This is a genomic window from Pseudomaricurvus albidus (assembly GCF_018863235.1).
Classification (GTDB): domain Bacteria; phylum Pseudomonadota; class Gammaproteobacteria; order Pseudomonadales; family Cellvibrionaceae; genus Pseudomaricurvus; species Pseudomaricurvus albidus.
Window position 1 is genome coordinate 367290 of record NZ_JAHKRS010000001.1, and the last position, 26548, is coordinate 393837.

The 26548-nt window shown below is 54.9% G+C and carries 21 protein-coding genes; 13 read left to right on the forward strand and 8 right to left on the reverse strand.

Annotation, left to right across the window (positions count from 1 at the left end):
• Positions 1–18 precede the first annotated feature (18 nt).
• The 8 genes from metW (at position 19) to KOI40_RS01695 (ending at position 9911) form a co-directional block, all read left to right on the forward strand.
• On the forward strand, positions 19–615 hold the full coding sequence (gene metW / locus KOI40_RS01660) for a methionine biosynthesis protein MetW (protein WP_216096025.1): 597 nt from the start codon (positions 19–21) through the stop codon (positions 613–615).
• Positions 616–754: 139 nt separating this feature from the next.
• Complete coding sequence (locus KOI40_RS01665; RefSeq protein WP_216095698.1) at positions 755–1252, forward strand: DUF4426 domain-containing protein; 498 nt, start codon at positions 755–757, stop codon at positions 1250–1252.
• 31 nt (positions 1253–1283) lie between these two features.
• Positions 1284–1907: an RdgB/HAM1 family non-canonical purine NTP pyrophosphatase gene (gene rdgB, locus KOI40_RS01670; protein WP_216095699.1), complete on the forward strand. Its 624-nt coding sequence runs from the start codon at positions 1284–1286 to the stop codon at positions 1905–1907.
• A gap of 4 nt (positions 1908–1911) precedes the next feature.
• Complete coding sequence (gene hemW, locus KOI40_RS01675; protein ID WP_216095700.1) at positions 1912–3063, forward strand: radical SAM family heme chaperone HemW; 1152 nt, start codon at positions 1912–1914, stop codon at positions 3061–3063.
• A 187-nt stretch (positions 3064–3250) separates the two neighbouring features.
• On the forward strand, positions 3251–5743 hold the full coding sequence (locus KOI40_RS01680; RefSeq protein WP_216095701.1) for a hybrid sensor histidine kinase/response regulator: 2493 nt from the start codon (positions 3251–3253) through the stop codon (positions 5741–5743).
• A gap of 194 nt (positions 5744–5937) precedes the next feature.
• Positions 5938–6264 (forward strand): thioredoxin TrxA, encoded by a 327-nt coding sequence (gene trxA / locus KOI40_RS01685; protein WP_216095702.1) that lies wholly within the window; start codon positions 5938–5940, stop codon positions 6262–6264.
• A 664-nt stretch (positions 6265–6928) separates the two neighbouring features.
• On the forward strand, positions 6929–8188 hold the full coding sequence (gene rho / locus KOI40_RS01690; protein WP_216095703.1) for a transcription termination factor Rho: 1260 nt from the start codon (positions 6929–6931) through the stop codon (positions 8186–8188).
• 445 nt (positions 8189–8633) lie between these two features.
• Positions 8634–9911, forward strand: a complete 1278-nt coding sequence (locus KOI40_RS01695) for an OmpP1/FadL family transporter (protein WP_216095704.1) — start codon at positions 8634–8636, stop codon at positions 9909–9911.
• A 47-nt stretch (positions 9912–9958) separates the two neighbouring features.
• On the opposite strand, the gene KOI40_RS01700 is transcribed toward KOI40_RS01695, so the two are convergent.
• Positions 9959–11017 (reverse strand): mechanosensitive ion channel family protein, encoded by a 1059-nt coding sequence (locus KOI40_RS01700; RefSeq protein ID WP_216095705.1) that lies wholly within the window; start codon positions 11015–11017, stop codon positions 9959–9961.
• A gap of 178 nt (positions 11018–11195) precedes the next feature.
• Here KOI40_RS01700 and ubiD point away from each other — a divergent pair, with 178 nt between their 5' ends.
• From ubiD to KOI40_RS01715, 3 genes are all read left to right on the forward strand, one after another.
• Positions 11196–12659 carry a 4-hydroxy-3-polyprenylbenzoate decarboxylase gene (ubiD, locus tag KOI40_RS01705; RefSeq protein WP_216095706.1) on the forward strand — a complete coding sequence of 488 codons (1464 nt, stop codon included), beginning with the start codon at positions 11196–11198 and terminating at the stop codon, positions 12657–12659.
• A gap of 151 nt (positions 12660–12810) precedes the next feature.
• Positions 12811–13179, forward strand: a complete 369-nt coding sequence (locus tag KOI40_RS01710; RefSeq protein WP_216095707.1) for a hypothetical protein — start codon at positions 12811–12813, stop codon at positions 13177–13179.
• A 334-nt stretch (positions 13180–13513) separates the two neighbouring features.
• Positions 13514–14653, forward strand: a complete 1140-nt coding sequence (locus KOI40_RS01715; RefSeq protein WP_216095708.1) for a hypothetical protein — start codon at positions 13514–13516, stop codon at positions 14651–14653.
• Between the two features lie 37 nt (positions 14654–14690).
• On the opposite strand, the gene KOI40_RS01720 is transcribed toward KOI40_RS01715, so the two are convergent.
• The 7 genes from KOI40_RS01720 to KOI40_RS01750 all read right to left on the reverse strand — a co-directional run bounded on the left by KOI40_RS01720 (position 14691) and on the right by KOI40_RS01750 (position 21502).
• The gene (locus KOI40_RS01720) at positions 14691–15080 is read right to left on the reverse strand and encodes a diacylglycerol kinase (protein WP_439653219.1); all 390 of its coding nucleotides are present in this window, start codon (positions 15078–15080) and stop codon (positions 14691–14693) included.
• Positions 15081–15191: 111 nt separating this feature from the next.
• Entirely contained in the window at positions 15192–16406 is a 1215-nt protein-coding gene (locus tag KOI40_RS01725; protein WP_216095709.1) for a heme biosynthesis HemY N-terminal domain-containing protein, read from the reverse strand.
• The gene (locus KOI40_RS01730) at positions 16403–17665 is read right to left on the reverse strand and encodes a uroporphyrinogen-III C-methyltransferase (RefSeq protein WP_216095710.1); all 1263 of its coding nucleotides are present in this window, start codon (positions 17663–17665) and stop codon (positions 16403–16405) included. The genes KOI40_RS01725 and KOI40_RS01730 overlap by 4 nt, the downstream gene beginning before the upstream one ends.
• Positions 17666–17693: 28 nt before the next feature.
• The gene (locus KOI40_RS01735; RefSeq protein ID WP_216095711.1) at positions 17694–18491 is read right to left on the reverse strand and encodes a uroporphyrinogen-III synthase; all 798 of its coding nucleotides are present in this window, start codon (positions 18489–18491) and stop codon (positions 17694–17696) included.
• A 4-nt stretch (positions 18492–18495) separates the two neighbouring features.
• Positions 18496–19491, reverse strand: a complete 996-nt coding sequence (hemC, locus tag KOI40_RS01740) for a hydroxymethylbilane synthase (RefSeq protein ID WP_216095712.1) — start codon at positions 19489–19491, stop codon at positions 18496–18498.
• Positions 19492–19616: 125 nt separating this feature from the next.
• Positions 19617–20366, reverse strand: a complete 750-nt coding sequence (locus KOI40_RS01745; RefSeq protein ID WP_216095713.1) for a LytR/AlgR family response regulator transcription factor — start codon at positions 20364–20366, stop codon at positions 19617–19619.
• Positions 20367–20410: 44 nt separating this feature from the next.
• Complete coding sequence (locus KOI40_RS01750; RefSeq protein WP_216095714.1) at positions 20411–21502, reverse strand: sensor histidine kinase; 1092 nt, start codon at positions 21500–21502, stop codon at positions 20411–20413.
• A gap of 161 nt (positions 21503–21663) precedes the next feature.
• Between KOI40_RS01750 and argH the strand changes: the two genes are divergently transcribed.
• Positions 21664–23064 (forward strand): argininosuccinate lyase, encoded by a 1401-nt coding sequence (gene argH, locus KOI40_RS01755; protein ID WP_216095715.1) that lies wholly within the window; start codon positions 21664–21666, stop codon positions 23062–23064.
• A 332-nt stretch (positions 23065–23396) separates the two neighbouring features.
• Entirely contained in the window at positions 23397–26405 is a 3009-nt protein-coding gene (locus tag KOI40_RS01760) for a response regulator (RefSeq protein ID WP_216095716.1), read from the forward strand.
• Positions 26406–26548 lie beyond the last annotated feature (143 nt).

Sequence of the window (26548 nt, forward strand, 5' to 3'; positions counted from 1 at the left end):
GGCGGCATAACCGACCCACTGCGTATTGACCTGGACGTCATCCAGGCCTGGATTCAACCCAACAGTCGGGTACTGGATTTGGGCTGCGGTGACGGCACTCTGCTGCAAAACCTGCGCGACACCAAACAGGTGACCGGTTACGGCCTGGAAATCGATCCCGAACAGATCACTACCTGCATCAGCAAAGGCCTGAATGTGGTCGAGCAGAACCTGGATCGCGGCCTGGCCAACTTTGCCGATCACAGTTTTGACAGTGTGGTCATGACCCAGGCTCTGCAGACCATGCACGCGCCCCACAAGGTATTGGAAGAAATGTTGCGAGTAGGGAAGGAGTGTATCGTCACCTTCCCCAATTTCGGTCACTGGAAAGCCCGCTGGCACCTGTTCAGCAACGGCCGCATGCCGGTTTCCGACCTGCTGCCGTACCAGTGGTATGACACCCCCAATATCCACTTTTGCACCTTCCGGGACTTTGAGTTCCTGTGCCGCGAACTGGATATCGACATCCTCAAGCGCCAGGTGGTCGCCGAGCGTCGCTTCAGCCGACTGCTGAAAGACCTACGCCCCAATCTGTTCGGTGAAACCGCCATCTATCACCTGCGCAAACATCGCTAGCGCCGCAATGGCGCCCAAGTCATTTGGGACGCCATTTCTCAACCCGCAAGCTAAACTAAGACAACGAACCCGCAGCGCTGCACCGGGCAGCGCCAGCTCTGGCGAGAGCATCCGGCCAGACAGACTCAGGAGACACATTATGATTGATCCATCTCACGCCCACCGAGCCCCCATGCCATCGAACACTTCAAACACCCCCTGGCTGACCCGCCTCGGCCTGCTGCTGTGTCTGCTGTTCGGCAGCCAGTTCTCCAGTGCCGATTCCCAGTTCACCACCTTTGGGGACTACAGCGTGCTGCACACGGTGTTTAACAGCACGTTTTTACAGCCGGAAGTGGCCACCGCCTACAATCTCACCCGCGGCAAAGGTCAGTCGCTGCTCAATGTCGCGCTTATCAAAAGCACCGATGGCGGCAACAGCAAAGGTCTGCCCGCCAAGGTCAGCGGCTCCATCACCAACCTGATGCAACAACAGAGAACACTCGAGTTTATTGAGATCAAAGAGCAGGATGCGGTCTATTATCTGGCCCCCATTCGCGTCAGTAACAACGACGAAGTAGTGCATTTCAAGATTGAAGTCACCCACGACGGCAACACCTACCCGGTGACCTTCAGCAAGAAACTATACAAAGACTAACCCCGCGAAAAGAGCAGAGTAACCAAACGCTATGACGGACAAAACTCCACGCGCCCGACGCATCGTGCTGGCCAGCGGCAATGCCGGCAAACTGAAAGAATTCCAGTCTCTGCTGGGGGACGCCGGCTTTGAGGTGATTCCACAGTCCGAATTCAACGTCAGCGATGCCGAAGAGACCGGCCTGAGCTTTGTCGAAAACGCCATTCTTAAAGCCCGTCACGCCTGTCGCGCCACGGGCTTGCCGGCACTGGCCGACGACTCGGGCCTGGAAGTGGACGCCTTGCTGGGCAAGCCGGGAATCTACTCCTCCCGATTCGCCGGCGAGGATGGCCCGGACAAAGACAGCGCCAACAATCAGAAGCTGCTGAACAGCTTGCAAGGACTGGCGCAGGCGGAACGCAGCGCGCGCTTTCAGTGCGTGCTGGTGTATATGCGTCACGCCGAAGATCCGACACCGCTGATTTGCCAGGGCAGTTGGGAAGGGCAGATACTGCACAAGATCAGCGGCGAGGGCGGCTTTGGCTACGACCCGTTATTTTATGTCCCCGAGCACGATTGCAGCGCAGCGGAACTCAGCAAATCCGAGAAGAACGCAATCAGCCATCGCGGCAAAGCCATGCAGCAGCTGTTGAGCCAGCTCGAACGGTTACTCTGAGGCCATGCTGACACTGCCACCACTGTCCCTCTACCTGCATATTCCCTGGTGCGTTCGCAAGTGCCCCTATTGCGACTTCAATTCGCACAAGGCCAGCGGCGAACTGCCCGAGGCGGCCTATGTCGACGCCGTTCTGAAAGATCTGGAGCAGAGTCTGTCGCTGGTTCAGGGCAGGGCGCTGCACAGCATTTTTATTGGCGGAGGCACCCCCAGCCTGTTCAGTCCATCCGCGATTGACCAGATGCTGAGCGCCGCCGAAAAACAGATCGGTTTTGTCGACGATATCGAAATCACCATGGAAGCCAATCCCGGCACCTTTGAACAGGAAAAATTTCGCGGCTTTCGCTCGGCGGGCATCAACCGGCTGTCTATTGGAATCCAGAGCTTTTCCGATCTGCACCTGCAGCAGCTGGGCCGAATTCACGGAGCCAAAGAAGCCCTGTCGGCGGTGGACATGGCGCGGGCAGCGGGCTTCGACAACCTCAATCTGGATTTGATGCACGGCCTGCCATCACAAACACCCGCAGACGGCGAACAGGATTTGCGCACGGCCATCGGTCTGGAGCCTGAACACATCTCCTGGTATCAGCTCACCATTGAGCCGAATACCGAATTCTACAGCCGTCCACCGACACTGCCAGTGGACGATGCCCTGGCAGACATCCAGCAGGCCGGCGAACAGCTTCTGGATGATCACGGCTACCGCCAGTACGAAGTCTCGGCCTATGCCCGCCCCGGACGCCAGTCCCGCCACAACCTGAACTACTGGCAGTTCGGTGACTATCTGGCACTGGGTGCCGGCGCTCACGGAAAGATTACCCAGCCCGGGCAAAACCGCATTGTGAGGATGAACAAAACCCGGTTGCCGGAACACTACCTGAACCCGGACAAAGCCTTTACCGCGGCACAGCAGGCCATCGCCGATGAGGATCTGCCCCTGGAATTCATGATGAATGCCCTGCGACTGACAGAGGGAGTGGAGCGGCCACTGTTTGCCGAGCGCACCGGCTTGCCACTGCATACCCTCGATGACCGGCTGCACAATCTGATTCAAAGACAGCTGCTGACCGACAGCGACCAGCGCTTATCCACGACACCGCTGGGTCAGCGCTACCTGAATCAGGTACTGGCAGAATTTATGGAGGACGAGGCCTGAGTGCCGATAACCAGCAAAGAGCGCCAAACTTGTATCTTTTAATCACTCCAGGCGGGCAAAATTCCAGTAAGGACGGATACAACAATACGCGCCATTGCTACACTGACTCTGAAAAGTACTCACCCACAGGCGATTGCAAACAATACATAACACTGTACGACGAGTATTAGGTACACTCCGGACTGCCATGTCTAAATTGAGAGATTACCGACACCGCAACCCGATCGCGACCAGACTGATGGCGCTGATCCTGTTGACCAGCACCTTGTTTGCAATAGGCGGCACCCTGTTGCAACTCTATTACAGTTACCACGACGATGTTTCCGAATTGCGCAAGCGCCTCGATCAGGTGCGCATCAGCACCTTGCCCAGCATCACCAAAAGCCTCTGGAGCTTTGACGAAGAACAACTGAACGTTCAGATACACAGCGTGCTGGAAGTGGAAGACGTGGTGCAGGTTACCGTCGTCTGGAAAGACTGGAACAATCAGGAACAGGCCATGGTCGCCAGTGCACTGGACATGGAACTGGGCATTGAAGAGGTTGACCGGGTCACGCAGGACGTACTGGTCAAGGAATACCCTCTCATTTACACCCCCAGCGCCAGCGGACCGGTTAACAGCATCGCCAAAAGTGGCAACAGCAACAACGGCTCAGGAAATCCGACCGCCGATGAGGATGCCCAACAAACCCTCGGCACCCTGATTGTCACCGCCAGTCTCGAGCGGGTAAACCAGAAGCTCTGGCAGCGTGCCGGTTATATTGGTCTGGTTCAGGCAAGCACCACCCTGATTGTGTGTCTGTTCATTCTATTGCTGGTGCGCGCACTGCTCACTCATCACATGGATACCATTGCTTCCTACGCCCGCCAACTGAGTCTGGAAAATCTCGGTGTCGGCCTCCGTCTGAAACGCAAAAAGCCCATCGACAGTCCGCCCGACGAACTCGACAATGTGGTCTCGGCCATCAACCAGATGCGCGAATCCCTGCTGGAGGATATTGAAAAACGCCGCACGGTTGAAACCGCATTGATGGCTGCCAAAGAGGAAAAGCTGCTAAGTCGCCGCGAACAGGCCGCTGCCGAACAGGCCAACAAAGCCAAGAGCCAGTTCCTCGCGACCATGAGTCACGAAATCCGCACCCCCATGAACGGTGTCATCGGTATGGTGGAACTGCTGCGCGACACCCCGCTGAACGACAACCAGAAACACTATCTGGAAGTGATTCACCGCTCCGGCGAAACCCTGCTGACCATCATCAATGACATCCTCGATTACTCGAAAATTGAAGCTGGCAAGCTCGAGCTGGAAGCGGTCTCGTTTAATCTGGAAGAACTGATTGAGGACTGCATTCAACTGTTCGGCGCTACCGCCAACAAACGCGGCATCGAACTGGTGGGCAGCGTCACCCCCACCACGCCGATACACATTCTCGGTGATCCCACCCGCCTGCGTCAGGTTCTGATTAACCTGATTGGCAACGCCTTTAAATTCACCAGTGAAGGTTGTATCTGCGTCAAAGCCCAGCGCGTTGCAGAATCCGATCTGGATCACCCCATGATCCGCTTCTCCATCACTGACAGCGGCATCGGCATTCCCAGCGAAACCCAGGAAAAACTGTTTCGGTCCTTCAGCCAGGCCGACAGCTCAACCACTCGCAAATACGGCGGCACGGGTCTGGGACTGGCCATCTGCAAGCGTCTGGCAGAACTGATGGGCGGAGAAGTGGGCGTCGACAGTATTGAAGGGGAGGGTTCAACCTTCTGGTTTACGGCTCAGTTTGATCTGGCCGACATGCCGCTTGGCCGCTCGCGAGTGGTACCGTCACTGGCGGGCAAGCACCTGCTGATCGTTGAAGACAATCTGGCGCTGTGCGAGGTGCTGTCCTACCACGGGCAGAGCTGGGGTATGCACGTGGTCACCGCCCACACCGCCGAAGAGTGCCTGAAGATCATCAGCAACCGCCGCGCCAGCGGTCAGCCCGACTTCAATTTCATCTCCCTCGACTATCGTCTCAGCGACCTGGACGGTATCGAGCTGGCAGCGAGCCTGCTCAAACGTCACCCTGATTATCCGGCGCACCTGTTCCTGCTGACGGCATCTGACAATCAGTTTAATCACGATGTTCTGGCAGAAAGACACATTAAAAAGGTGCTGCGTAAACCGGTTTCACCGAAAAAACTGCGCGATCTGATGGCCGACCAGCTGGGTCACGGCCAGCACCTCACCGCGCTAGAACCACAATCCGCCACCTCCGCCAACTTCTCCAACCTACGGGTACTGGTAGCGGAAGATAACGCCGTCAACCGCCTGGTGATCAAAGGCCTGCTGGGCAAATTGAAGATCGAGCCAACGATGGTTGAAAACGGACGTGAAGCCTGGGAGCTGTGTACACATTCGGAAAAGCCTTTCGACCTTATTCTGATGGACTGTGAAATGCCCGAAATGGACGGCTTTGAAGCCACCCGCCGGATTCGCACCCACGAACAGGATCACGGTCTGGCAGCAACCCCCATTGTTGCACTGACCGCACACGCCATGGAGGAGCACAAGGAACTGGTCTTCGCCAGCGGGATGAACTACTTCCTCAGCAAGCCCATCACCCACGAGGAACTGAGTATCGCCTTCGAAAAACTGGGGCTGTCCAAATCCGCCGAGCAGGCAACCTCTACCTACAACTAGAGGATTCCGCCGTCCTCCCAGACCCCTCAACTAAGCCCCACTGGCACCAATAACCCTTTATTTGCACGAAAACACCCCCCAATCTCTTTCCGAGCTTGAGTGTTGAAGCCTCAGTTATTATCATCCGTGGTCTTTATTTCGTGATTATCTGCTTTTCGGGCAGACTCGCAACCGTCACTCTCAGGAGAAGCATTATGAGTAACAGCATCGTTCACGTAACAGATGCCAGCTTTGAGGCCGAAGTCCTTAACGCAGAAGGTCCGGTATTGGTGGATTTCTGGGCAGAATGGTGTGGCCCATGCAAAATGATTGCCCCCGTACTGGATGAACTGTCCGGCGAATACGACGGTAAAATCAAAATCTGCAAAATGGACGTTGATGCCAACCAGGGCACTCCTGGCAAATTCAACATCCGCGGTATTCCTACCCTGATCATTTTCAAAGGCGGCAACGCCGAAGCTACCAAGGTAGGTGCTCTGTCCAAAGCCCAGCTGGTTGAGTTCATCGACAGCAGCCTGTAAGACAGATTCCCTGCCCTGAGAGCCGCCGTTTGATCGGCGCTTTTCAGGGCAGGGAAGCGACCAGGGCCCGCAGCATCCCCATAGCAATTTGTACTTCGTGTCACACGGATACAGAAAAAAGTGCTTCAACTGCTGTTTTAATTTTGCACAGCTTGATTTTTCTCGCTATACTCAGCACATCAATTCGGTCGCTCGGCCTGTCACCTTGCCTCAGCTCACTGTTACAACCGCTCTCTCTGAGCTGGAATGAATCAGAATAAGTTGGACTCAACAAGGAAAACAGCTGTTACACCCGACCGGACATAATTCCAAAACCTTCTTTTACGACTTCTGTATCTACCATTCGCCATACGCTGATTCTCCCGGGATCACTCTATCGATCGCTGGAACAGTACTCTGGGGATTCCAGTAAATACTCAAGTCTCAAAGCAGGTCTGAAAACAAGCAGAGAAAAACGATAAGCAAAATTGTGTTTGACCATCAGGTCTTGTGTTGATCAATTTATGTACTTATCGAACAGATGAACCTACACGGAACATTTAAACCAGCGATTCAAGACATAAGCCATCCAATCATTCTCCATACACATCATTTATTGGTGCTGCCTTATCGCTTTCTATTTCACCCATTCCCCGACAGACGCAAACAGTCTCAATAAAAACTTATGAATTTAACCGATCTGAAAACCAAACCCATTGAAGAACTTATCGCCATTGCCAAAGAAATGGGCATGGAAAACCTGGCTCGCTCACGCAAGCAGGACATTATTTTTAATATTTTGAAACGCCACGCCAAAAGCGGTGAAGACATCTACGGTGATGGTGTACTGGAAATTCTTCAAGACGGCTTTGGTTTCCTGCGCTCTTCAGACAGTTCTTACCTGGCCGGCCCCGACGACATTTACGTCTCGCCCAGCCAGATCCGTCGCTTTAACCTGCGCACCGGCGACACCATCGAAGGCAAGATCCGCCCGCCCAAAGACGGCGAACGCTACTTTGCCATGCTCAAAGTTAACCAGATTAACTTCGACAAACCGGAAAACTCCAAAAACAAAATTCTGTTTGAAAACCTGACACCACTGTTCCCCAACGAACGCATGGTACTGGAAGCCGGTAACGGTTCTACAGAAGATCTGACCGGTCGTATCATCGACCTGATCGCTCCCATTGGTAAAGGTCAGCGCGGCCTGATCGTTGCACCGCCCAAAGCCGGTAAAACGATCATGATGCAAAATATTGCTCAGGCGATTACCCGCAACAACCCCGAGTGTCATCTGATCGTACTGCTGATTGATGAACGTCCGGAAGAAGTTACCGAAATGCAGCGCTCGGTTCGCGGTGAAGTGGTTGCCTCAACGTTCGACGAGCCACCCGCACGTCACGTGCAAGTGGCCGAAATGGTTATCGAAAAAGCCAAACGTCTGGTCGAACACAAAAAAGACGTCATCATCCTGCTCGACTCCATTACCCGTCTGGCACGCGCATACAACACCATCGTACCGTCATCCGGTAAAGTCTTGACCGGTGGTGTCGACGCTCATGCACTGGAACGCCCGAAACGTTTCTTCGGCGCAGCCCGTAACATTGAAGAGGGCGGCAGCCTGTCTATCGTTGCCACCGCTCTGGTAGACACCGGCTCCAAAATGGACGAAGTTATCTTTGAAGAATTTAAAGGTACCGGTAACCAGGAGCTGCACCTGGATCGCAAGATCTCCGAAAAGCGTGTCTACCCGGCCATCAACGTTCGCCGCTCCGGCACCCGTCGCGAAGATCTGCTGATGCGCGAAGATGAACTGCAACGCGTGTGGATCCTGCGCAAACTGTTGCACGATATGGAAGACGTTGCAGCCACGGAATTTCTGGTCGACAAACTCAAGGATTACAAGTCCAACGAAGAGTTTTTCCTGTCCATGAAACGCAAATAAAGAAACGCAGAGCGGGGCAATAGAACGCCGCTCCTGCACGCGTCATGCGACCGAAAGACCCTGCTCCGGCAGGGTTTTTTTATGTTTGGAATTTTACACATTACGAAGGCATTCTTTTGCAAAACCACCCAAGGCACCAAAAATATTGCGTGCCTGACAGCCCCACCCATCAATTTCCGACCACAGAGTCATCTCAGCAGACAGGGAAAACTTCAATCCAAAATGATAACAGCAGACAGATTATCAAAATGACCGCTAAGTCTATTTCGATATATCTGAAATGTGATGAAGTTTTCCTCCCAGGCTCTCAGGCGTCTACATTTACTTCCTGACACCCGTTTCTATAGAATCGCCGCAAAATAAACAGGGGCGCTCCGATGTCACCATCCGCAGCTCCGGAAAACGACACAAAAACCTAACGCTTTTGATGTAGAGAGAAGAAGTAATGATGAAACACCTGAATACCCGCAGCCTGCTGCTGGCGGCTATGACTGTCGGCGCCCCTTTTGCCTCCCAGGTTCACGCCGCCGGCTTCCAGCTCAACGAACACAGTGCTGCAGGACTCGGGCGCGCCTTTGCCGGTGAAGCTGCTTATGGCGACAATGCTGCAGCCATTGCCCGCAACCCGGCGCTGGCCACGCGCTTTGACAGCCTCAGTATTTCTGCCGGTGTCACACACGTTAACCCTGAAGTCGATGCAGAAGGTGAGGTCAGCTACCTGGGCGGACTGGCTACCGCCAATGCCGACGAAGAAGATTTTGCACCTTCCGCCTGGGTACCCAATGCCTATCTGGTCCAACCCATCAACGACCGCTGGAGCTGGGGCCTGTCCCTCAATTCTCACTTTGGCCTGAGCACCGATTTCGGCAACGATTACAATGGCGCCGATCTGGCCGATGAAGCCGAGATTATCACTTATAACATCAACCCCAGCGTTGCCTATAAACTGACTGACACCATCAGTCTCGGCCTTGGACTCAGTCTGGTGAAAGCCGATGCAACCTTTGGCACCGCAGTACCCTTGGATGTTCCATTTCCTTTCGCCCCAGCGCCAATTGCCAAAGGTTCACAGATTTTGAAACTGGAAGGCGACGACACCTCATGGGGCTGGAACGTTGGCGCCACATGGGAGGCCACTGATGCCCTGCGTCTGGGCCTGGCCTATCGCAGTGAAGTGGAACTGACGCTGGAAGGTGATTCAACCTCCGACATCAGCCCTGCATTCAACCAGGGTGGTTCTCTGGATCTGGATCTCCCAGCCGGTGCCGAGCTGTCTGGTGTTTACCAGCTGACACCCGCCTGGAATATTTCCGCCAGTGTTCAGTGGACCGACTGGAGCGTATTTGAGTCACTGGAAGTGGATTTCGATGATGGCACCCAACAGCATCTGAAAGACGAAAACTTTGAAGACAATATGCGCTACAGCATCGGCACCACTTACGAGTTCAACAAAAACTGGACTGCACGCCTAGGACTGGCCTATGACGAGAGCGCCGTATCGGCCGAGTATCGTTCACTGAGCATCCCGGATACAGATCGCATCTGGTACAGCGCTGGCTTTACCTATCGCTACGATCAACATCTGAGCGTTGATTTCGCAGCCACTTATCTGGACGGCGAAGAGGTGGATCTGACTGAAACATCCAGTCTGGGCACTACATTCTCAGGCTCAACTCATGGCGATGCCGAATTGTTGTCGTTCTCAATCAACTACACTTTTTAACGGTAGCCGTTAAGCGATCTACCCCTGAAAGCCGCGATTGATTTTGATCACTCGCGGCTTTTTTTGGTCTCTGTGCCAGCCTCATCCAAAACCGAAATCGCTCGCTTCAACGCTTTCAGGCGTCGCAATTTACGCGCTTTCAACACGTCGGTTTCGTCTTTGCTTTTTTCGCCATTTTCATCCAGGCTTTTGAGTTCCTGCTTCAGTTCAGCGTAGCTTTCTTTTAACTCGTTCAGCTGTTGTGCTCGTTCAGCCTTGTCAAAAATCAAATTTTCCGGCTCCGGCTGTGTGCCATTGTCGGCGATAACAAATGAGCGCTCGGGAATCACTTCTTCTTTGACCTGACGCTGATTCATAAACGCCGGCGAGACAATTTCAATATTCTGTTCGTGCAGGCGATCCATCATTTTTTTGCGCAACAGAGAGCGGGCCGACAACAACTGCTTCACCTCCCGCAGAAAGCCCGCCACCCGATACTTCACCGAGTAATCTCCAAGATCCATCACATAGACAAATGGCTCTTCAAGAGAGGCATCTTCCGCGGCCTGCAACAACATGGCTTCGATCAGATGATGATCGATATCGTATCCCAGGGTCACTTCCGCAGAGACCACTGTGCCATCCGCGTGAACCACTTTGATTGGATGAGAGGACAGAAACAAATTGGGAACGCTGAGCAGGTCACGATCTTCGGTTTGAATTTCTGTGTGGAACAACCCCTGCTCTGTCACGCGACCAAAATAGGTCTCGACCTGAATAAAATCTCCCGGCGAAAACTTGCTCTCCGAACGCAGCATGAAACCCGCCATCGCGTTAGCCGCCACCGTAGGGGATGACAAGGTCAGAACTGCGGTAAAAACCAACCCCATCAAGGTCAGCAGTTGTCCTCGAGTACCGCTGTCCATGGGCAGTGTGAGCACCAACCCCAGGCCCGTCAGCAACACCAGCACAATCGCCATCAACTGATTGCGAAAACGATGACTTTTGGATTGCACCGCAGAACGCATTCGCAACAGTTTGAGTAAACCAGCTGACAACAAGATGATCAGCAGGGCATTGCCATAGTCCAGCGCCAACTGTTTGCTTACTGCGACAAAATCGATCATCCAGACTTCCTGTTCCTGCTGATATTTTTAGGGTGATGTCCGACTTCGAGACCTAACCGCCAAATGTCATCACCTGTCAAAGACTAAGTCTAACCCAATCCGACTGCAAGCCGGACGTTTCCGTCACCCACTCGATTCCCGTACAATACTGCCTTTACGCGCAATGCCAGAAGCCATTATGAAATACCGAGACCTGCGAGACTTTATTGCCATGCTGGAAAAGCGGGGCGAGCTGAAACGAATCAAGGTTCCCGTCGATCCCAACCTCGAGATGACCGAAATCTGCGACCGCACGCTGCGCGCCGGCGGCCCGGCCCTGTTGTTTGAAAACCCTGTCGGTTACAACACGCCGGTACTGGCCAATCTGTTTGGCACCGCCGAACGTGTGGCTCTGGGCATGGGAGAAGAGTCGGTAGAAGCCCTTAGGGAAGTGGGGGAGTTGCTGGCCTTTCTGAAAGAACCCGAGCCACCCAAAGGCCTGAAGGATGCCTGGCAAAAAATGCCCATCTTCAAGCAAGTCCTGAACATGGGTCCCAAACAGGTCAGCAAAGCCGCCTGCCAGCAGGTGGTGATCGACAAGGATCAAGTGGATCTGTATCAGTTGCCGATTCAGACCTGCTGGCCCGGCGATGCCGGACCACTGGTCACCTGGCCTCTGGTGGTGACCCGCGGCCCTCACAAGGAGCGGCAAAATCTCGGCATCTACCGCATGCAGTTGATCGGTAAAAATCGCCTGATCATGCGCTGGCTCTCACACCGGGGCGGTGCGCTGGATTTTCGCGAATGGCAGCAACAGAACCCCGGCAAACCCTATCCCGTTTCCGTGGCGCTCGGAGCTGACCCTGCGACCATACTCGGCGCAGTGACACCGGTACCCGACACGCTCAGCGAGTATGGGTTTGCCGGGCTGCTGCGCGGCGACAAAACCGAAGTTGTGAAAAGCAAGTTGAGTGATCTGCAGGTGCCCGCCTCGGCAGAGTACGTGCTGGAAGGTCATATCTATCCCGATGACATGGCCGACGAAGGACCGTTTGGCGATCACACCGGTTACTACAATGAGGTCGATCGCTTTCCGGTGTTTACCGTGGAAACCATCACCCATCGCAAGGACCCCATATATCACAGCACCTACACCGGGCGTCCACCGGATGAGCCCGCCATATTGGGTGTTGCGTTGAACGAAGTGTTTGTCCCCATCCTGAAAAAGCAGTTTCCGGAAATTGTCGACTTCTACCTGCCGCCTGAGGGCTGCTCCTACCGCATGGCGGTGGTCACCATGAAGAAGCAGTATCCGGGACACGCCAAACGGGTGATGATGGGGGTCTGGTCATTTTTGCGCCAGTTTATGTACACCAAGTTTGTGATTGTCACTGACGATGATGTGAACGCCCGTGACTGGAAGGACGTGATCTGGGCCATGACCACGCGCATGGATCCCATTCGCGACACCACTCTGGTAGACAATACGCCCATCGACTACCTGGATTTTGCCTCGCCCGTTTCCGGGCTGGGCTCCAAAATGGGAATGGATGCCACCAACAAATGGCCCGGTGAAACGGATCGCGAATGGGGCGAACCCATTGAAATGGATCAGGCCGTCAAACACAGGGTGGACGAGATGTGGGATTCTCTGGGTCTGTAGGAAAGCACGATAAACAGCGTCGCGGCTCCCGGCCCCGTCCAGCCAAGCCTCAGACGCTGTGCACGTCCACCAGACTGTGAATCGCACACTTGGCAGTTTTAGCGTGTCCTGCTACGGTTACCTACTATTCCACTCAATCGAGGTGAACTTTATGAATCCAATAAAAATTGCACTTTTGTGCCTCGTAATGGGCAGCAGCTACAGCTTTGCCGAATGCTCAAACCCGACCGTCCCTGAAATGCCTGACGGCTCCAAGGCAACGATGGACGAAATGCTGGCTGGCAAAGCAGCGGTTGGTGAGTTCCAGAAAGCCAATGCCGCCTACCTTGAGTGTATCGGCAAGGAAATGGAAGCCATCAAGGCGACCCTGAAAGAAGGCAGCAAAGAAGACATGGCCGCTGCACAGAAAAACTTCACTCAACTGGCTGATACCTACAACGCCGCTGTTACTGCAGAGGAGACTCTGGCAGGCAAATTCAACAGTGAAATCCGCGCCTTTAAAGCCGCCAGCAAGAAGTAATCTTCGGGTAGCCCGTGCACGCGGGCACACCCCATCTGCCCGCCTGGCTATCCTTTCTGATCTCACCCAATGCGTTAATGCCGTCGCCGGTTGGCTTTGACTTCTCTATTGATCATCGGTTTGACCGACCTTCCGTTTGACACATAAGATTTCATTCCTGCATCCCATTCCCTATCCGCTGTATCACTAGTTACAAGACTGGCCAATCTGTGAGTAAGTTAAGCTCTGATGGCTTGTACCCAAGCGCCCAGATACATAGGTTAACGCTATCGCACCGGTGGATCTTTCTCACTTCGGGCGACGACTGACCTAACAATAATAAAGAGATGTATTTATGAATACTGCGGTCCTGTCAATGACAGAACAAACTTATCGGGTTAAGGGATCCGTACTGCTTTCACTCTATCTGATTGTCCCACTGTGTATTATCACGGCTGTGCTGGATGGTGTTTTTCTGGAACACCAATTGCGCGACATCTGGCTGCCCAGCAACCCGGCCAACTTGCTGTTCTGGGCCATCATATTTAACTTCCCTCATATCGTTTCCAGCATGGTGACCCTGGCCGACAAAGAGTACCTGAGCTTTTACCGGCGGCGTTTCATCACTGGGCTGAGCGCCATTATCGCTCTGGTCTTGTCCGTCAACTACCTCGCCCCTCTGCTACTGTCAAAGTCCGACGCCCGCACGGTGTACTACGCGTTTTTCTTTTTTCTTGCCACTTACACCATGCACCATGTGTTCTCCCAGCAATTCGGCATTGGCATGGCCTTGATGAAAACTGCCCGTTCGCAACGCTACGAATGGTTTCGCGGCTGTGCCACCGTGGCTGGCACCTTGATGTACATGTCAGTGTTTGGAAAAGTCATTCTCAGAAGAACGGAAATCGCCGGAGTGGATGGCGATGATCTCGCCGTCATAGTGACCGGCATTTTTGTCGTGCTGACTACGATTCAGGGCATTCTTCTCTGCCGTCAGTCAAAAAGCCGGCTTGGCAAGAAATACATGCACAGCAATCTGTTGATGATTGTCGCTGCCTATCTATTTTTGCTGCTGGATTATGACTTTTTTGTGATTGCGATACCGCGGTTCGTTCATGACATCACCGCCTTTATCATCTACAGCGTGCACGACCAAAACCGCAACCGGGAACAGAAGCACAATTACATCTACCGGTTTTTATCGTTCCTGCCACTGTCACCACTGTTCCTATGTCCGATACTGGCTGTATTTTTAGCCAATTTCATGGAGTGCGGTGCCTATCTGCTCGATACCGCACTGGGTTTTTACCCAAAGGGCAATACCGATTGCTTTTTACAGGAGTACTACGCCCCGGACCGCAGCAACAGTTTGCCCTTCAATATGCAGCTGGGCTTGCAACTCGTGTTTGTGGTGTCGCTGTTTCACTACTATGTGGAAGGGTTTGTCTGGCACCGGGACTCGATTCATCGACACTCGGTGAAGTTTGAAACCTGAAAGGAACGCAGACGTTTGGCTGGCAGAAATGCGGTCTTTACATCGTGCGGGCAAGGACATCCCACAGCACCGAGCCCCAGACGAAAGCCGTTAACGTTATGGCCACCAGTACCGCCGCAGAACCCAGATCTTTTGCGGCGCCGCTGAGGTAGTGAGATTCCGGCCCGATACGATCGACAGCGGCTTCAATCGCACTGTTGATCAGTTCAACGATAATCACAATCGCCAACACACCGATCAGGGCAATGCGCTCGATGACCGAGACATTCAGCCACAGCGCAAAGGGTATCAGCACCGCGCACAACATCACCTCCTGACGGAACGCGGCCTCGTGTGCCCAGGCCGTCTGAAAACCTTTCATGGAGTAACCAAAGGCATTGATGATACGACGCAGGCCCGTTTTTCCCTTCAGATCAGTAGCATCCACAATAATCCCCGACAGTGATGAGTTTATCCAACCTCTGTAGCGGCTGACACTGCATGACGTTGTATAGGGTTTGTATGAAGTTTCCGTGACAGTTTATCGATCCGAAGATTGCTAGTGATGCGGCATTGGCAATTCGGGCAAGGTTTCTGCCGTCATTAACAGACCTTTTTGGTAGTACTCGGTACTCAGCTCGTGCTCTCCCATATGCGCCAGCAGACGTGCCATCTCGGCACAGGCTTCGGGGCTGCCCTGAATTTTCAGGCTGCTGTCGAAATAATCCCGGGCCTTGCCCCACAGTTTATTGCGCATGGACAAACGCCCCAGAGTTAACATCAGTGACGAGTTCCCCGGGCGCTCTTTCAACCAGCCTTCGGCCTTTAACAGTTGCCTGCTGGCATCGGCGTTTTTCAACAATCCGTAGCGCAACACCAGCTGATTGTCCCAGTCCGACTGCAAAGCCTTGCGCAACAGGGTTTCGGCTTCCGAAGCTTCGCCTTCGCGCTCAAGGATATCGACATACTCCAGCAGCAAACCCGGCTTGCTCTTTAACGCCCTGGGTGTTTTCTGCCAGGCCGTGTGAACCGCTTCCAGTGGCATGTCCGCATTGCCGGCTTTTTGAATCAGTTTCCGATAGAGCAATTCCGTCAGCTGATCCAGCTCTTCATCACTGAGCGTGCTCTGCTTGCGCAACTGGGGCAGAATTTTTTCCAACGCCTCCCAATCGTTTAACTGCACATACACCTGACGCAAAATATCCAGTACCACCGGATGCTTGGGGGATAACTTTCTCGCCCGCTCCAAGGTTGCCGCACAGGATTCGTATTTTTTCGCCAACAATTGAATACGTGCCTGTGCCAGCGCAACGGCCAGACCGGCATCAGGATCGGCCTTCTCGGCTTTTGCCAGCAGCTCGTTGGCCTGCTGTTGATCACCCAGCTCATACGCACTGCGAGCAGCGGCCAGGTAATTCAACACCGGAGCCTGAGCGTTGGCGGCAGAGCGGTTGAGGCGTCGCAGCGCGGGGCGCCAGTCGCCCTCAATAAAGCTCAGCAAGCCGGAAGAGGTTTGTCTCTGTGCTCGCCGCTCGGATCCGATCAATACTCGATTGATCTGTGTACCGACACCGCGAAGACCGCCGACAAACAGACGGTAGAACAACCAGCAGACAATCACTACCGCTGCCAGGCAGCCCAGCGCAAACCACACACTCATTTCAATCGAAGTGTCACCCACCACAATCAACAGGTAACTGGATTTGTGCTCTGCCCATTGGTAAAACCAGGCGCCGCCCAACAGACAGATGACAAACAGAAAGAAGTATTTCATGGTTGCACGGCCTCTTCAGCCCCGGAAGCGGGCGCCTCTATCTGAGGACGACCGGCGTTCTCATTCAGCAAATGCAACTTGTCGATGTAATCCTGCAACGCCGACAGCGACCCCGAAATGGAAGGCAATACAACCACCACGTCTTTCTCGCTCAATGCCTGCAATTGATCGCCAATCAACATCGCCTGTGGCTGATTGAAAAAATACTGTCGCAAGAGTTCTTCAGCCTGTTGCAGGCTTTGACGATAGATAGCGGTTTCTTCCCGCAGCATTGCCAATTGCGCCTGTTCCAGATTGAAGCGGATGTTCTGACGCAGATAACGGGCACCATCCGGCGGTAACAGTGGTTGAAGCGGCTTATCATGATGACGGATCCGCACCTGGTGCTTCAATTTATCCATGGTGTTCCAGAAATGATCTTTCAGTCTGGTCCAGAAACTGGATGCCTTTAATCCGCCCTCAGAAGAGTCGTGCGGGATTACAGGTGCCTCGCCCTGATGAATATCCTCAGGGACGCGAGGCAATTCCGGCAGTTGTTCGATCTTCTCGGCCAGTGCGGACAACTGCAGATACAAGCCACTGCGATCCACCGAGGGAGTCAATTTGAGCGTGGCAATATCGCGACTGAGTTTATCCCGCACCCCGAACAGTTCCGAATCATCCAGCTGGGCGAGAATATCATCCGCTGACTCGAGCAGTCCCAGTGCGCCGAGCGTTCCACGCTCCATCAACATGCGCTGATTGGCCAGACGCAACAGGTATTCAGCTTCGGCCAGTAACCAGTCATCGCGGGTGGTGGTGGACAGGCTTTTCAATCGGCGACTGTGCTGCTCGACCTGCTGTTCGACACTGTCCAGATGATTCGACCACTCGGTGACCTGCTGTTTCTGATGCAGATCCAGCTGGCCAATCTCTTTTTGGGTTTCAAACCACAGCTGTTCCTGCTTCTCGAGTTTCTGAGCCAGCTGCTGTTGCTGAATCATCTGCGCTTCCAGTTCATACCAGCCGAAATACGCCAGCGCCATACAGGCAAAAGCCAATAGCAACAGCAGAAAGAGCATCCAGCGCGGAACACGGGTTTTGCGCCCCTCTGTAGCGGGAGCAGTTTTGGTGGAGGATCCGGAGGCATCAGATAAAGTGGGCGATTCCACCGGAGTCGACGACGACACCTTGCCGGTTTCGGCAGAGACACTGGCCGGTTGTTTAGAAGCCTTGTCGGATTGACCCGCAGATGATTCGTCTTTTTTATCCTTGGACATAACGTGTTCCGTCGTTATTAATAAGTGTTTAACGCTGGGCCGCAGCAGACCGCCAGTTCAACAGCGTTTCCAGCATACAGGCATCCGATGCATTCTCGGCCATAACAATGTTGGTAAAGCCCGATTCTCGAGCCTGCGCTGCCACACGCTCGCCCGGCACCAATAAGGTTAGTTGTTTCCACTGGGTTTGGCCGCTGCGCTCTGTGATCGCCTGCCAGTGTTTCAGAGTTTCCCCGCTGTGCACCGTCACCAGATCCGTGGCCTGCCCCCACTGGTGAGTGCTCAGGGTTTCCACAACCCCTTCGGAGAGAAAGCGCCGCTCATAGAGTTCACAATAGTCTACAACCGCGCCTCGTTCCTTTAACACTTCGCCCAGCAAAGGACGCCCACCGCAACCGCGGAAAATGACCACCCGCTGGTGACTGAGATCCTGCAGCTCCGGCAACGCCAGCAGCGCCTCGGAATTCATGGTTCCACCGGCGGCTGTCACCGGGTATCCCGCCCGCTGCAGACACTGGGCGGTGGCACTGCCAACGGCGTAAAATTTGAGCCCGATGGGCATTTGCGGCCAGTACTGTTCCAGCCAGTCCAGCCCGTAATACGCTGCGTTCTGACTGACAAAAATGCCGTGCTGGTAAAGGCTGGCGTCCATCACAATATTCTTGATGGCTTGATACGCTTTCGCCCGGGACGCGTCGATGGGAACGATCGCCATCAGGGGCGTGCGCAGGGTACTGGCGCCTGAATTTTCCAACAGTTGCTGCCAGTTACCCGCCTGTGCCTCGGGTCGGGTGATCAACACCCGCAATCCCTGCAATGGAGTCATGGACTCAGGCTCCGTCGCCACCGGTTTCTCCCGTGCGATCCCCGGCGTTCTCTTCACCGTAAACGGCTTTCAGAATGTCACCGGCTCCGGCGTCCAGCAGCCGCTCGGCCAGCTGTATGCCCAGAGCCTCGGCATCGTGAACCGATCCCCGGATTTCATCCTCCAGCATCACCGAGCCGTCCGGATTGCCCACCAGACCGCGCAACCACAACTGGTCGTCCCCCTCATGCAGGGCAAAACAGCCGATGGGCACCTGACAACCGCCTTCAAGACGGCGATTCATGGCGCGTTCGGCAGTGACGGTTTCGGCGGTGCTGGAACAGTGTAAGGGCTTGAGCAGCTCGACAATGCGATCGTCCTGCAGCCGGGTCTCGATACCCACGGCCCCCTGGCCACCCGCGGGCAGGCAGAACTCCGGAGCTATGTACTCACGGATACGGTCTTCCATCTCCAGGCGCAACAAACCGGCACTGGCCAGAATTATGGCGTCATACTCACCATCATCCAGCTTTTTCAATCGGGTATTGACGTTGCCTCTCAGGAATTTCACCGTCAGGTCCGGGCGCTTGGCCAGCACCTGGCACTGGCGTCTCAGGCTCGAGGTCCCCACCACGCTGCCGGCCGGCAGATCGGCCAGGGTGTCAAAGTGATTGGAAACAAAAGCGTCACGCGGGTCTTCGCGTGGACAGATTACCGCCAGACCCAGCCCCTCCGGGAACTCCATTGGCACGTCTTTCATGGAGTGCACGGCAATATCGGCATCGTCATTGATCAGCGCATGTTCCAGCTCTTTCACAAACAAGCCCTTGCCGCCCACCTTCGCCAGTGGCACGTCCAGGATCTTGTCGCCGCGACTGACCATGGGCACCAGCTCGACGGTGAGTCCCGGGTGATGGGCTTCCAGCTCCGCCTTCACATATTCCGCCTGCCACAGCGCCAGAGCACTTTTACGGGTGGCGATACGCAGGGTTTCGGTACCGGATTGCGGAGTATCGGACATGGGCTCTCTCTTTCTCTGTAATTTGGGTGGTAAACAGGTCGTAACTGGACGCGATGATAGCAAAGCTGGTCTTTTACTGCTTGTTTTCAAACACAGAACCGGTTTTCCGATGCAGGCGGCACCCTTTATAAACGACTGAGCAGATCGCGCAGGTGACCGGCATGACGGCGGCTGACCACCGGGCGCAGATCCGTGCCCTGCAAGCGCAATTCAAACTGGCCCGTGGGGCTTCTCTCCATGGCTTCGACCCGCACCAGCGGCACCAGCGCATTGCGGTGGATTCGCACAAAGCGATCACCGAATTCGCTCTCCAGCTCTTTGAGGGTGTCATCAATCAGCGTCTCGCCGCCCTCGTGGTAAACCGTGACGTATTTTTGATCCGCTGCGAAGTAAAACACCTTGTCCACGGCGATCAACTCCACGCCACGTCGGGTACGGGCGCTGATGTGGCTGCGGCCATTCACTGACGCATCTGCCCTGCTGGCGGAAGCGGACGTCAGCTTCTGCCTTTGAGCACGGTTGAGACGCTGAGCCTTGTCCAGTGCCTGCAACAGCTTGTCCTTGCGCACTGGCTTGAGCAGGTAGTCCTGGGCATTCACCGCAAACGCATCCAGCGCGTGCTGATCAAAGGCGGTACAGAAAATCACCGCCGGCGGATCGTCCAGTGCGGTCATTAGTCGGGCCGCCTGCAGGCCATTGTCACCGGGCATATGGATATCGAGCAGCACCAAATCCGGATCCAGCTGATGTACAGCGGTGAGCGCCTCTTCGCTGTTGGCAGCCTCACCCACCACCCGGTAGTCCGTCTCTTCGCTGAGCATGCGCTGCAGGCGATCCCGCGCCAGAGGTTCGTCATCGACAATAATGATGTCCATAAATCAGTCCGTTCTTACCTGTAACCGTGGGCCTCGCATCCGCTTCACGCACCACCGCCATTGCAGGGATAACGGAGACGGGCGATAAATCGCGCGGGCTGCTCATCGGTCGCGGGTTCGGTGATGACGCTGAAATCAGACGCCAGTCCGAAATGCGCCTGCAACCGGTGATCAATATTGCCCAGTGCCATTTGATTGCCGTTGCCCGAGCTTTCAACAACCCCCACTGGGTTGGCAATCTGAATGTTTACCCTGCCATCGTCCAGTGAAATATCAATAGTCACCAGACCTCCACCGGCCAGAGACTGGATGCCATGCTGAATGGCGTTTTCCAACAGCGGCTGCAGCAGCAGACTGGGGACAGGACAGGGAGACTGACCACTCTCGATAGCAGTATCGACCCGCCACTGCACTTGCAAGCGATCCCCCAGCCGGATCTGTTCAATGTCCATATACTGGCGACACAGATCGAGCTCTTCCCGCAGAGGAACCAGCCCGGGCTCCGCCAGACTGGCGCGAAACAGGCAGGAGAGATCTTCAACCATCCGCTCGGCCTTGTCTGGCTGGGTGGCGATCAGACTGGCAATGCTGTTCATGCTGTTAAACAGGAAATGGGGATGGATACGTGACTGCAGGGCCTGAATTCGCGCCCGCAGCTCCGCTTTCTGCTGATTGCTCCACTGCTGCTGGACGTACAGGTAGCGCAACACGATGCCGGCAAAGATCGCCGACAGGATCAAATTACCCAGCAAGATCGGGCCATCTTCTTCCTGCCAGCCATCCATGCCCCAAACCCCCAGCAGGGAGCAAACCAGAGTCACCCCCAGCACCAGCAGATAACACACACTGCCGGCCACCCAGGGGGGCAGGCGGGAGAGGCGAAAACGCAGCGGGCACAACAGCGCCGCACTCAGCAACACGATCCATTGCACCAGAAACGAACGAAACCCCAGCCCCTCCCAGTCGAACCCCGCCAGGCCGGAATCCGCCAGCGTCAGGGCCAGCGCCAGCAGCTCACCGAGCATGACCAGCAGAAACACCGCCTGCAGGGTACACATATCCGGCAAAAACGGTGGTGTGTCTGACTCCAGCGAATCGACCTCAACCTCAACCCCGGTAGCGGGAGAATCTTGCATACAGAAGCCTATTTATTATCGAACTGGGCTATAATAGCGGCCTTTTAGCCTTGGATGTAAGCGTCAGCAACAGTCTGGCAAGCGCCTGTGATGTGGAACACAGCGCCATCTTCACCTTCAGGCAGCATTAATCTCCATCCACAATATGACGAGAATGATTTATGAGCCAGGACGATAAGACCAATCAACAGTGGGGCGGTCGCTTTAACGAGCCCACGGATGCCTTTGTACAGCGCTTTACAGCTTCCATCCAGTTTGATCAGCGCCTTTATCGTCACGATATTCAGGGCTCCATTGCTCACGCAACCATGCTGGAGACCGCCGGCGTCCTGACCGCTGAAGAGCGCGACGCCATCATTGACGGCCTGAAAGAAGTGCAGGCCAACATCGAGTCCGGCAAGCAGGAGTGGTCGATTCCACTGGAAGACGTGCACATGAACGTCGAATCCGCGCTCACCGACAAGATCGGCATCACCGGCAAAAAACTGCACACGGGCCGCTCGCGCAACGATCAGGTGGCCACCGATATCCGCCTTTGGCTGCGCGACGAAATAGACGCCATTGCCACCGAGCTGACCCGCCTGCAAAATGGCATGATCGGTCTGGCCGAAAAAGAAGCCGACACCATCATGCCGGGCTTTACCCACTTGCAAACCGCCCAGCCAGTCACCTTTGGTCACCACCTGCTGGCCTGGAACGAAATGCTGGAGCGGGACTTCGGCCGTCTGATGGATTGCCGCAAGCGTCTCAATCAATCGCCTCTGGGTGCAGCAGCACTGGCCGGCACCACCTACCCCATCGATCGCAACCTGACCGCTTCGCTGCTGGGCTTTGACCAGCCTACCCGCAACAGCCTCGATTCGGTCTCCGACCGCGACTTTGCCATTGAATTCTGTGCCTTCTCCAGCCTGCTGCTGACGCACATGTCGCGCATGTCCGAAGAGCTGATTCTGTGGACCTCTGCCCAGTTTAACTTTATCAACCTGCCCGACCGTTTCTGCACCGGCTCGTCCATCATGCCGCAGAAGAAAAACCCCGACGTACCCGAGCTGGTGCGCGGCAAAACCGGGCGTGTCACCGGTCACCTGATCAGCCTGCTGACACTGATGAAATCCCAGCCGCTGGCCTACAACAAGGACAACCAGGAAGACAAAGAGCCCCTGTTCGACGCCGTGGATACCGTCAAAGACTGCCTGCGCGCCTTTGCGGACATGATCCCTGCCATCGAGTCCAAGAAAGACAGCATGCTGGAAGCGGCCAAGCGCGGTTTCTCCACCGCCACCGATCTGGCCGACTACCTGGTGCGCAAGGGCGTTGCCTTCCGCGACGCCCATGAGATCGTCGGCAAGTCTGTCGCTTACGGCATCGCCGAAAACAAAGACCTGTCCGAGATGAGCCTCGAAGAATTGCAGCAGTTCTCCGACACCATCACCGCTGACGTGTTTGATGTACTGACTCTCGAAGGCTCGGTGGCTGCTCGCAACCATATCGGCGGCACCGCTCCCAACCAGGTACGTGCCGCAGCCAAAGCGGCTTTGCAACTGATCTCCAGCCGGAATTAATCCGCGCCAGCCCCTTCTGAATTTTCAGGCCTGTGGTTGAAAATCGAGGCAGTATGCCTTCGGTTTTTGACCACTGTGTCTGAAAAAGCATGCGAACTCATCGCATAAAGCCACCTTTGGCTGCCAAAATCCTCGATATTGTCAAAGTTTGACGACTAAACCCGGCTTGACGGGCTGGCGTCGGGCGCCTTCTCCGCTAAACTTAGCCACACATCACTGCATTATTGAAGACACATCCGCCCAGCTTGATGACGGGAAGTGAAACGCTGGCGGGTACTTAAAGACCTACGGTATCGGGCACTGGCACCGGATCAACAAGCGGCTTTTCATTTATGGCGACACACGGAAACAGTCAAGAAGAACTGCTGGCGCGCATTCAGGAGCTGGAAGCTCAGGTGAGTGAATACCAGCGTGTCGAAAGGGGACGCCTGGAACAGGATGAGGTCAATTTTTCCAGCATTCTGCAGCAAACCTCCCGAACAGCCTGTTTCAGCTGGTACAACGATGGCCGGGGCATTGTGTACAGTGAACGCTCCGCCGAGGTGCTGGGTTATCCACCACAGCCTTCCAATCGCGACTTTATCCGCGAACACATCGTTGAATCCGACCGCCAGCGCATCCATGACAACTTTAAGCGCTGCATTGCTGAGGGTCAGGATTACGAAACGGAACTGCAGGCGCTGGCCTATGCAGAACCGGAATCTGCCGAGCTGGTACCCCGCTGGTTTCAACTGCGCGTCAAAGTCATCGCCCGCACCCCCAAAGGACAGGCAAGCCATATCATTGGCACCGTCACCGACATCGACAAGGTCAAACGCGAGCAGCTAAAACAGGCTGAACTTGCCCAAACTGAAAACTGGTTGCGCCAAACCCTGCGCCATCTGCTGGAAGATGACAGCTGGCACAATATTGAGCTGGCTCTGAAGGGGTTGGCAGAGCATTTCCAGATAGATCGCTGCACGTTGCGCTGGCTTGACCCCAAAACCGAACAGATGTCGACCATCAGCCACTGGTCGGTATTTCCCGATGAACAGCATGACGATCCCGTTGCCAATCAGCCTTTTCGTCAATTTCCCATCCTGCTGAAACGGCTCAGCAATCGCCGTCCTCTGGTGCTCGACAGTGAAGGGCTTGCCTCACTGGATGCTCCTATTGCGTCGACGTTCCTCAAGTACAAAGTCGGCTCTGCAGTACTGATTCCGATCTTTTACCAGGATCATCTGGATGGCATGCTGACCCTGCCCTCGGACCACAAGGACAAGGTCTGGCCGGAACGGACACTGGAAGCCGCAGTCATTATCGCCGACGCCATTGCCCGCGCCGTCAGCCGCAACCGCATCACCCGTGAGCTGAAAGAAAGCGATCAACGCTACGCCTTTGCCCTCAAGGCCTCCAAAGACGGTCTTTGGGATTACCACCTGAAAGACAACCAATTATTTATCAGCCCCAGCTACCTGCACATGCTGGGCTACGAAGAAGGGGATCTGACGCCCTCCGTGCGCACCTTTCTAAAAGAGATGATCTACCCCGATGATATCCCGTACATGCAGAACGTGTTTGAAGAGGCCTTAAAATCCCCCCAAAAGCCCGTGCAGTCTGAATACCGCATGCGGCACAAGGACGGACACATTATCTGGGTTTATTCCCGGGCCATGTTTGTGGAGTTTGACGAACAGGGCTCACCCTTGCGGGCCGTTGGCGTCAACGCCGACATCACCCAGTTTAAACAGGCACAGGCCGAGTTGCGTCAGGCCCAGATGGAAGCCATCAGCGCCAACCAGACCAAAACTGAATTTCTCACCCGCATGAGCCACGAAATTCGCACCCCCATGAACGCCATCATTGGCATGGGGCATCTGCTGCAAGACACAAACCTCGACAGCGAGCAGAAAAGCTATCTCGGCAGTATCAACACGTCGGCCCGCAGCCTGCTGCACACCATCGACGAGATTCTGGATTTCTCCAAACTGGAATCCGGCACCTATCTGCTCGAAAACCGGCACATCGATCTGGAACACCTCTACGAGCGCCTGGCTCAGACCCACACCGCCCTCGCAGAGTCCAAAGGCATCGAAATTATCTTTGACACCGATCCTTCAGTGCCGCGCTTCGTCAAAGGCGATGCCCGGCGGCTGCAGCAGATTCTTAACCACCTGCTGGATAATGCGATTAAATTTACCGAACAGGGCGATGTGACGCTTAAAGTTCGCAAGAAAACTCAACATACCAAAGGGGTAGAACTGGAATTTACCATCACCGACAGCGGCATTGGCATTGCCCAGGATGACCTGCATTCCATGTTTACGCCTTTTACCCAGGCCGACAGCTCCACCTCCCGCCGCGTTGGCGGCACAGGTCTGGGATTGACCATTTGTCATTACCTGATCGAGCAGATGGGCGGCGAACTGACCGCCACCAGTGAAGAGGGGGTCGGCAGCTGCTTTAGTTTTTCAGTGCACTTTGAACGCAGCCAGGTGGGAGAACAGCCCATCCGCCCACAACCTGAGCGCTATCACAACCTGCGCACACTGATTGTCGACGATCATCCCAGCGCCCTGAAAATTCTGGAAAATACCTCGCACACCTTGCGACTACAGGTGGATACCGCCAGCAATGCCACCGACGCCATCAGTAAAATCCGACAGGCCGATCAGAACGGCAAGCCCTACGAGCTGGTACTGATTGACTTCAATATGCCAGACATCAATGGCGTGCAGGCCTGCAACCTGATCGAGAAAACACCGGACATTCTGCAAAAACCCAAGATGCTGCTGATTTCCAGTTACAGCCAGCAGGATATTGCCGGTCAGTATTCTCTGGAAAATACCCACGGCTTTATCAATAAACCCGCCACACCTTCACGCATTTTCGATGCGATTGCCCAGGCTTTCGGCGAAGATCTGTTCGAGCAACCGCCAGAGCTAAGCGCTGACGAAACTGACCAGCGGCTCTGTGGCGCGCACGTGCTGCTCGCCGAAGACAATCTGGTCAACCAGAAGGTGGCCATCGGCATCCTGAAAAAGAAAGGTATCTCGGTTACGGTGGCGAATAACGGACAGGAAGCCCTCGATCTTATCAACAGCCATAAACCCGGCACTTTCAACGCCATTCTGATGGACATGGAGATGCCTGAAGTCGACGGCTACGAAGCCACGCGACGCATTCGCACAGGTCAATGCTGCGCCGAAATCCCCATCATTGCCATGACCGCCCACGCCCTTCAGGGCGATCGCGAGCGCTGCCTGGAAAGTGGCATGGACGACTACATTACCAAGCCCGTGGACCCGCCGTTGCTCTACCAGACACTGGCGCAATACCTGCCGCAAAAAATGCCCCTGTAATTGCCCCGGTTAAGCCCCGTTTCGTGAAACACCGGAACGGGGCTTAACCGCTGGCACGCCTGCACCAACCACCGGTATACTATCCGGCTTATTTATCCGTTTTTAGTGAAAATTTCCCCCTGAAAACGAACCTGGACCAAAAC

What these genes read in the sequence shown, in the direction of transcription:
- KOI40_RS01665 (WP_216095698.1), top strand. Translation starts at nt 755, where the DNA reads ATGATTGATCCATCTCACGCCCACCGAGCCCCCATGCCATCGAACACT.
- rdgB (WP_216095699.1), top strand. Translation starts at nt 1,284, where the DNA reads ATGACGGACAAAACTCCACGCGCCCGACGCATCGTGCTGGCCAGCGGC.
- hemW (WP_216095700.1), top strand. Translation starts at nt 1,912, where the DNA reads ATGCTGACACTGCCACCACTGTCCCTCTACCTGCATATTCCCTGGTGC.
- KOI40_RS01680 (WP_216095701.1), top strand. Translation starts at nt 3,251, where the DNA reads ATGTCTAAATTGAGAGATTACCGACACCGCAACCCGATCGCGACCAGA.
- trxA (WP_216095702.1), top strand. Translation starts at nt 5,938, where the DNA reads ATGAGTAACAGCATCGTTCACGTAACAGATGCCAGCTTTGAGGCCGAA.
- rho (WP_216095703.1), top strand. Translation starts at nt 6,929, where the DNA reads ATGAATTTAACCGATCTGAAAACCAAACCCATTGAAGAACTTATCGCC.
- KOI40_RS01695 (WP_216095704.1), top strand. Translation starts at nt 8,634, where the DNA reads ATGATGAAACACCTGAATACCCGCAGCCTGCTGCTGGCGGCTATGACT.
- KOI40_RS01700 (WP_216095705.1), bottom strand. Translation starts at nt 11,017, where the DNA reads ATGATCGATTTTGTCGCAGTAAGCAAACAGTTGGCGCTGGACTATGGC.
- ubiD (WP_216095706.1), top strand. Translation starts at nt 11,196, where the DNA reads ATGAAATACCGAGACCTGCGAGACTTTATTGCCATGCTGGAAAAGCGG.
- KOI40_RS01710 (WP_216095707.1), top strand. Translation starts at nt 12,811, where the DNA reads ATGAATCCAATAAAAATTGCACTTTTGTGCCTCGTAATGGGCAGCAGC.
- KOI40_RS01715 (WP_216095708.1), top strand. Translation starts at nt 13,514, where the DNA reads ATGAATACTGCGGTCCTGTCAATGACAGAACAAACTTATCGGGTTAAG.
- KOI40_RS01725 (WP_216095709.1), bottom strand. Translation starts at nt 16,406, where the DNA reads ATGAAATACTTCTTTCTGTTTGTCATCTGTCTGTTGGGCGGCGCCTGG.
- KOI40_RS01730 (WP_216095710.1), bottom strand. Translation starts at nt 17,665, where the DNA reads ATGTCCAAGGATAAAAAAGACGAATCATCTGCGGGTCAATCCGACAAG.
- KOI40_RS01735 (WP_216095711.1), bottom strand. Translation starts at nt 18,491, where the DNA reads ATGACTCCATTGCAGGGATTGCGGGTGTTGATCACCCGACCCGAGGCA.
- hemC (WP_216095712.1), bottom strand. Translation starts at nt 19,491, where the DNA reads ATGTCCGATACTCCGCAATCCGGTACCGAAACCCTGCGTATCGCCACC.
- KOI40_RS01745 (WP_216095713.1), bottom strand. Translation starts at nt 20,366, where the DNA reads ATGGACATCATTATTGTCGATGACGAACCTCTGGCGCGGGATCGCCTG.
- KOI40_RS01750 (WP_216095714.1), bottom strand. Translation starts at nt 21,502, where the DNA reads ATGCAAGATTCTCCCGCTACCGGGGTTGAGGTTGAGGTCGATTCGCTG.
- argH (WP_216095715.1), top strand. Translation starts at nt 21,664, where the DNA reads ATGAGCCAGGACGATAAGACCAATCAACAGTGGGGCGGTCGCTTTAAC.
- KOI40_RS01760 (WP_216095716.1), top strand. Translation starts at nt 23,397, where the DNA reads ATGGCGACACACGGAAACAGTCAAGAAGAACTGCTGGCGCGCATTCAG.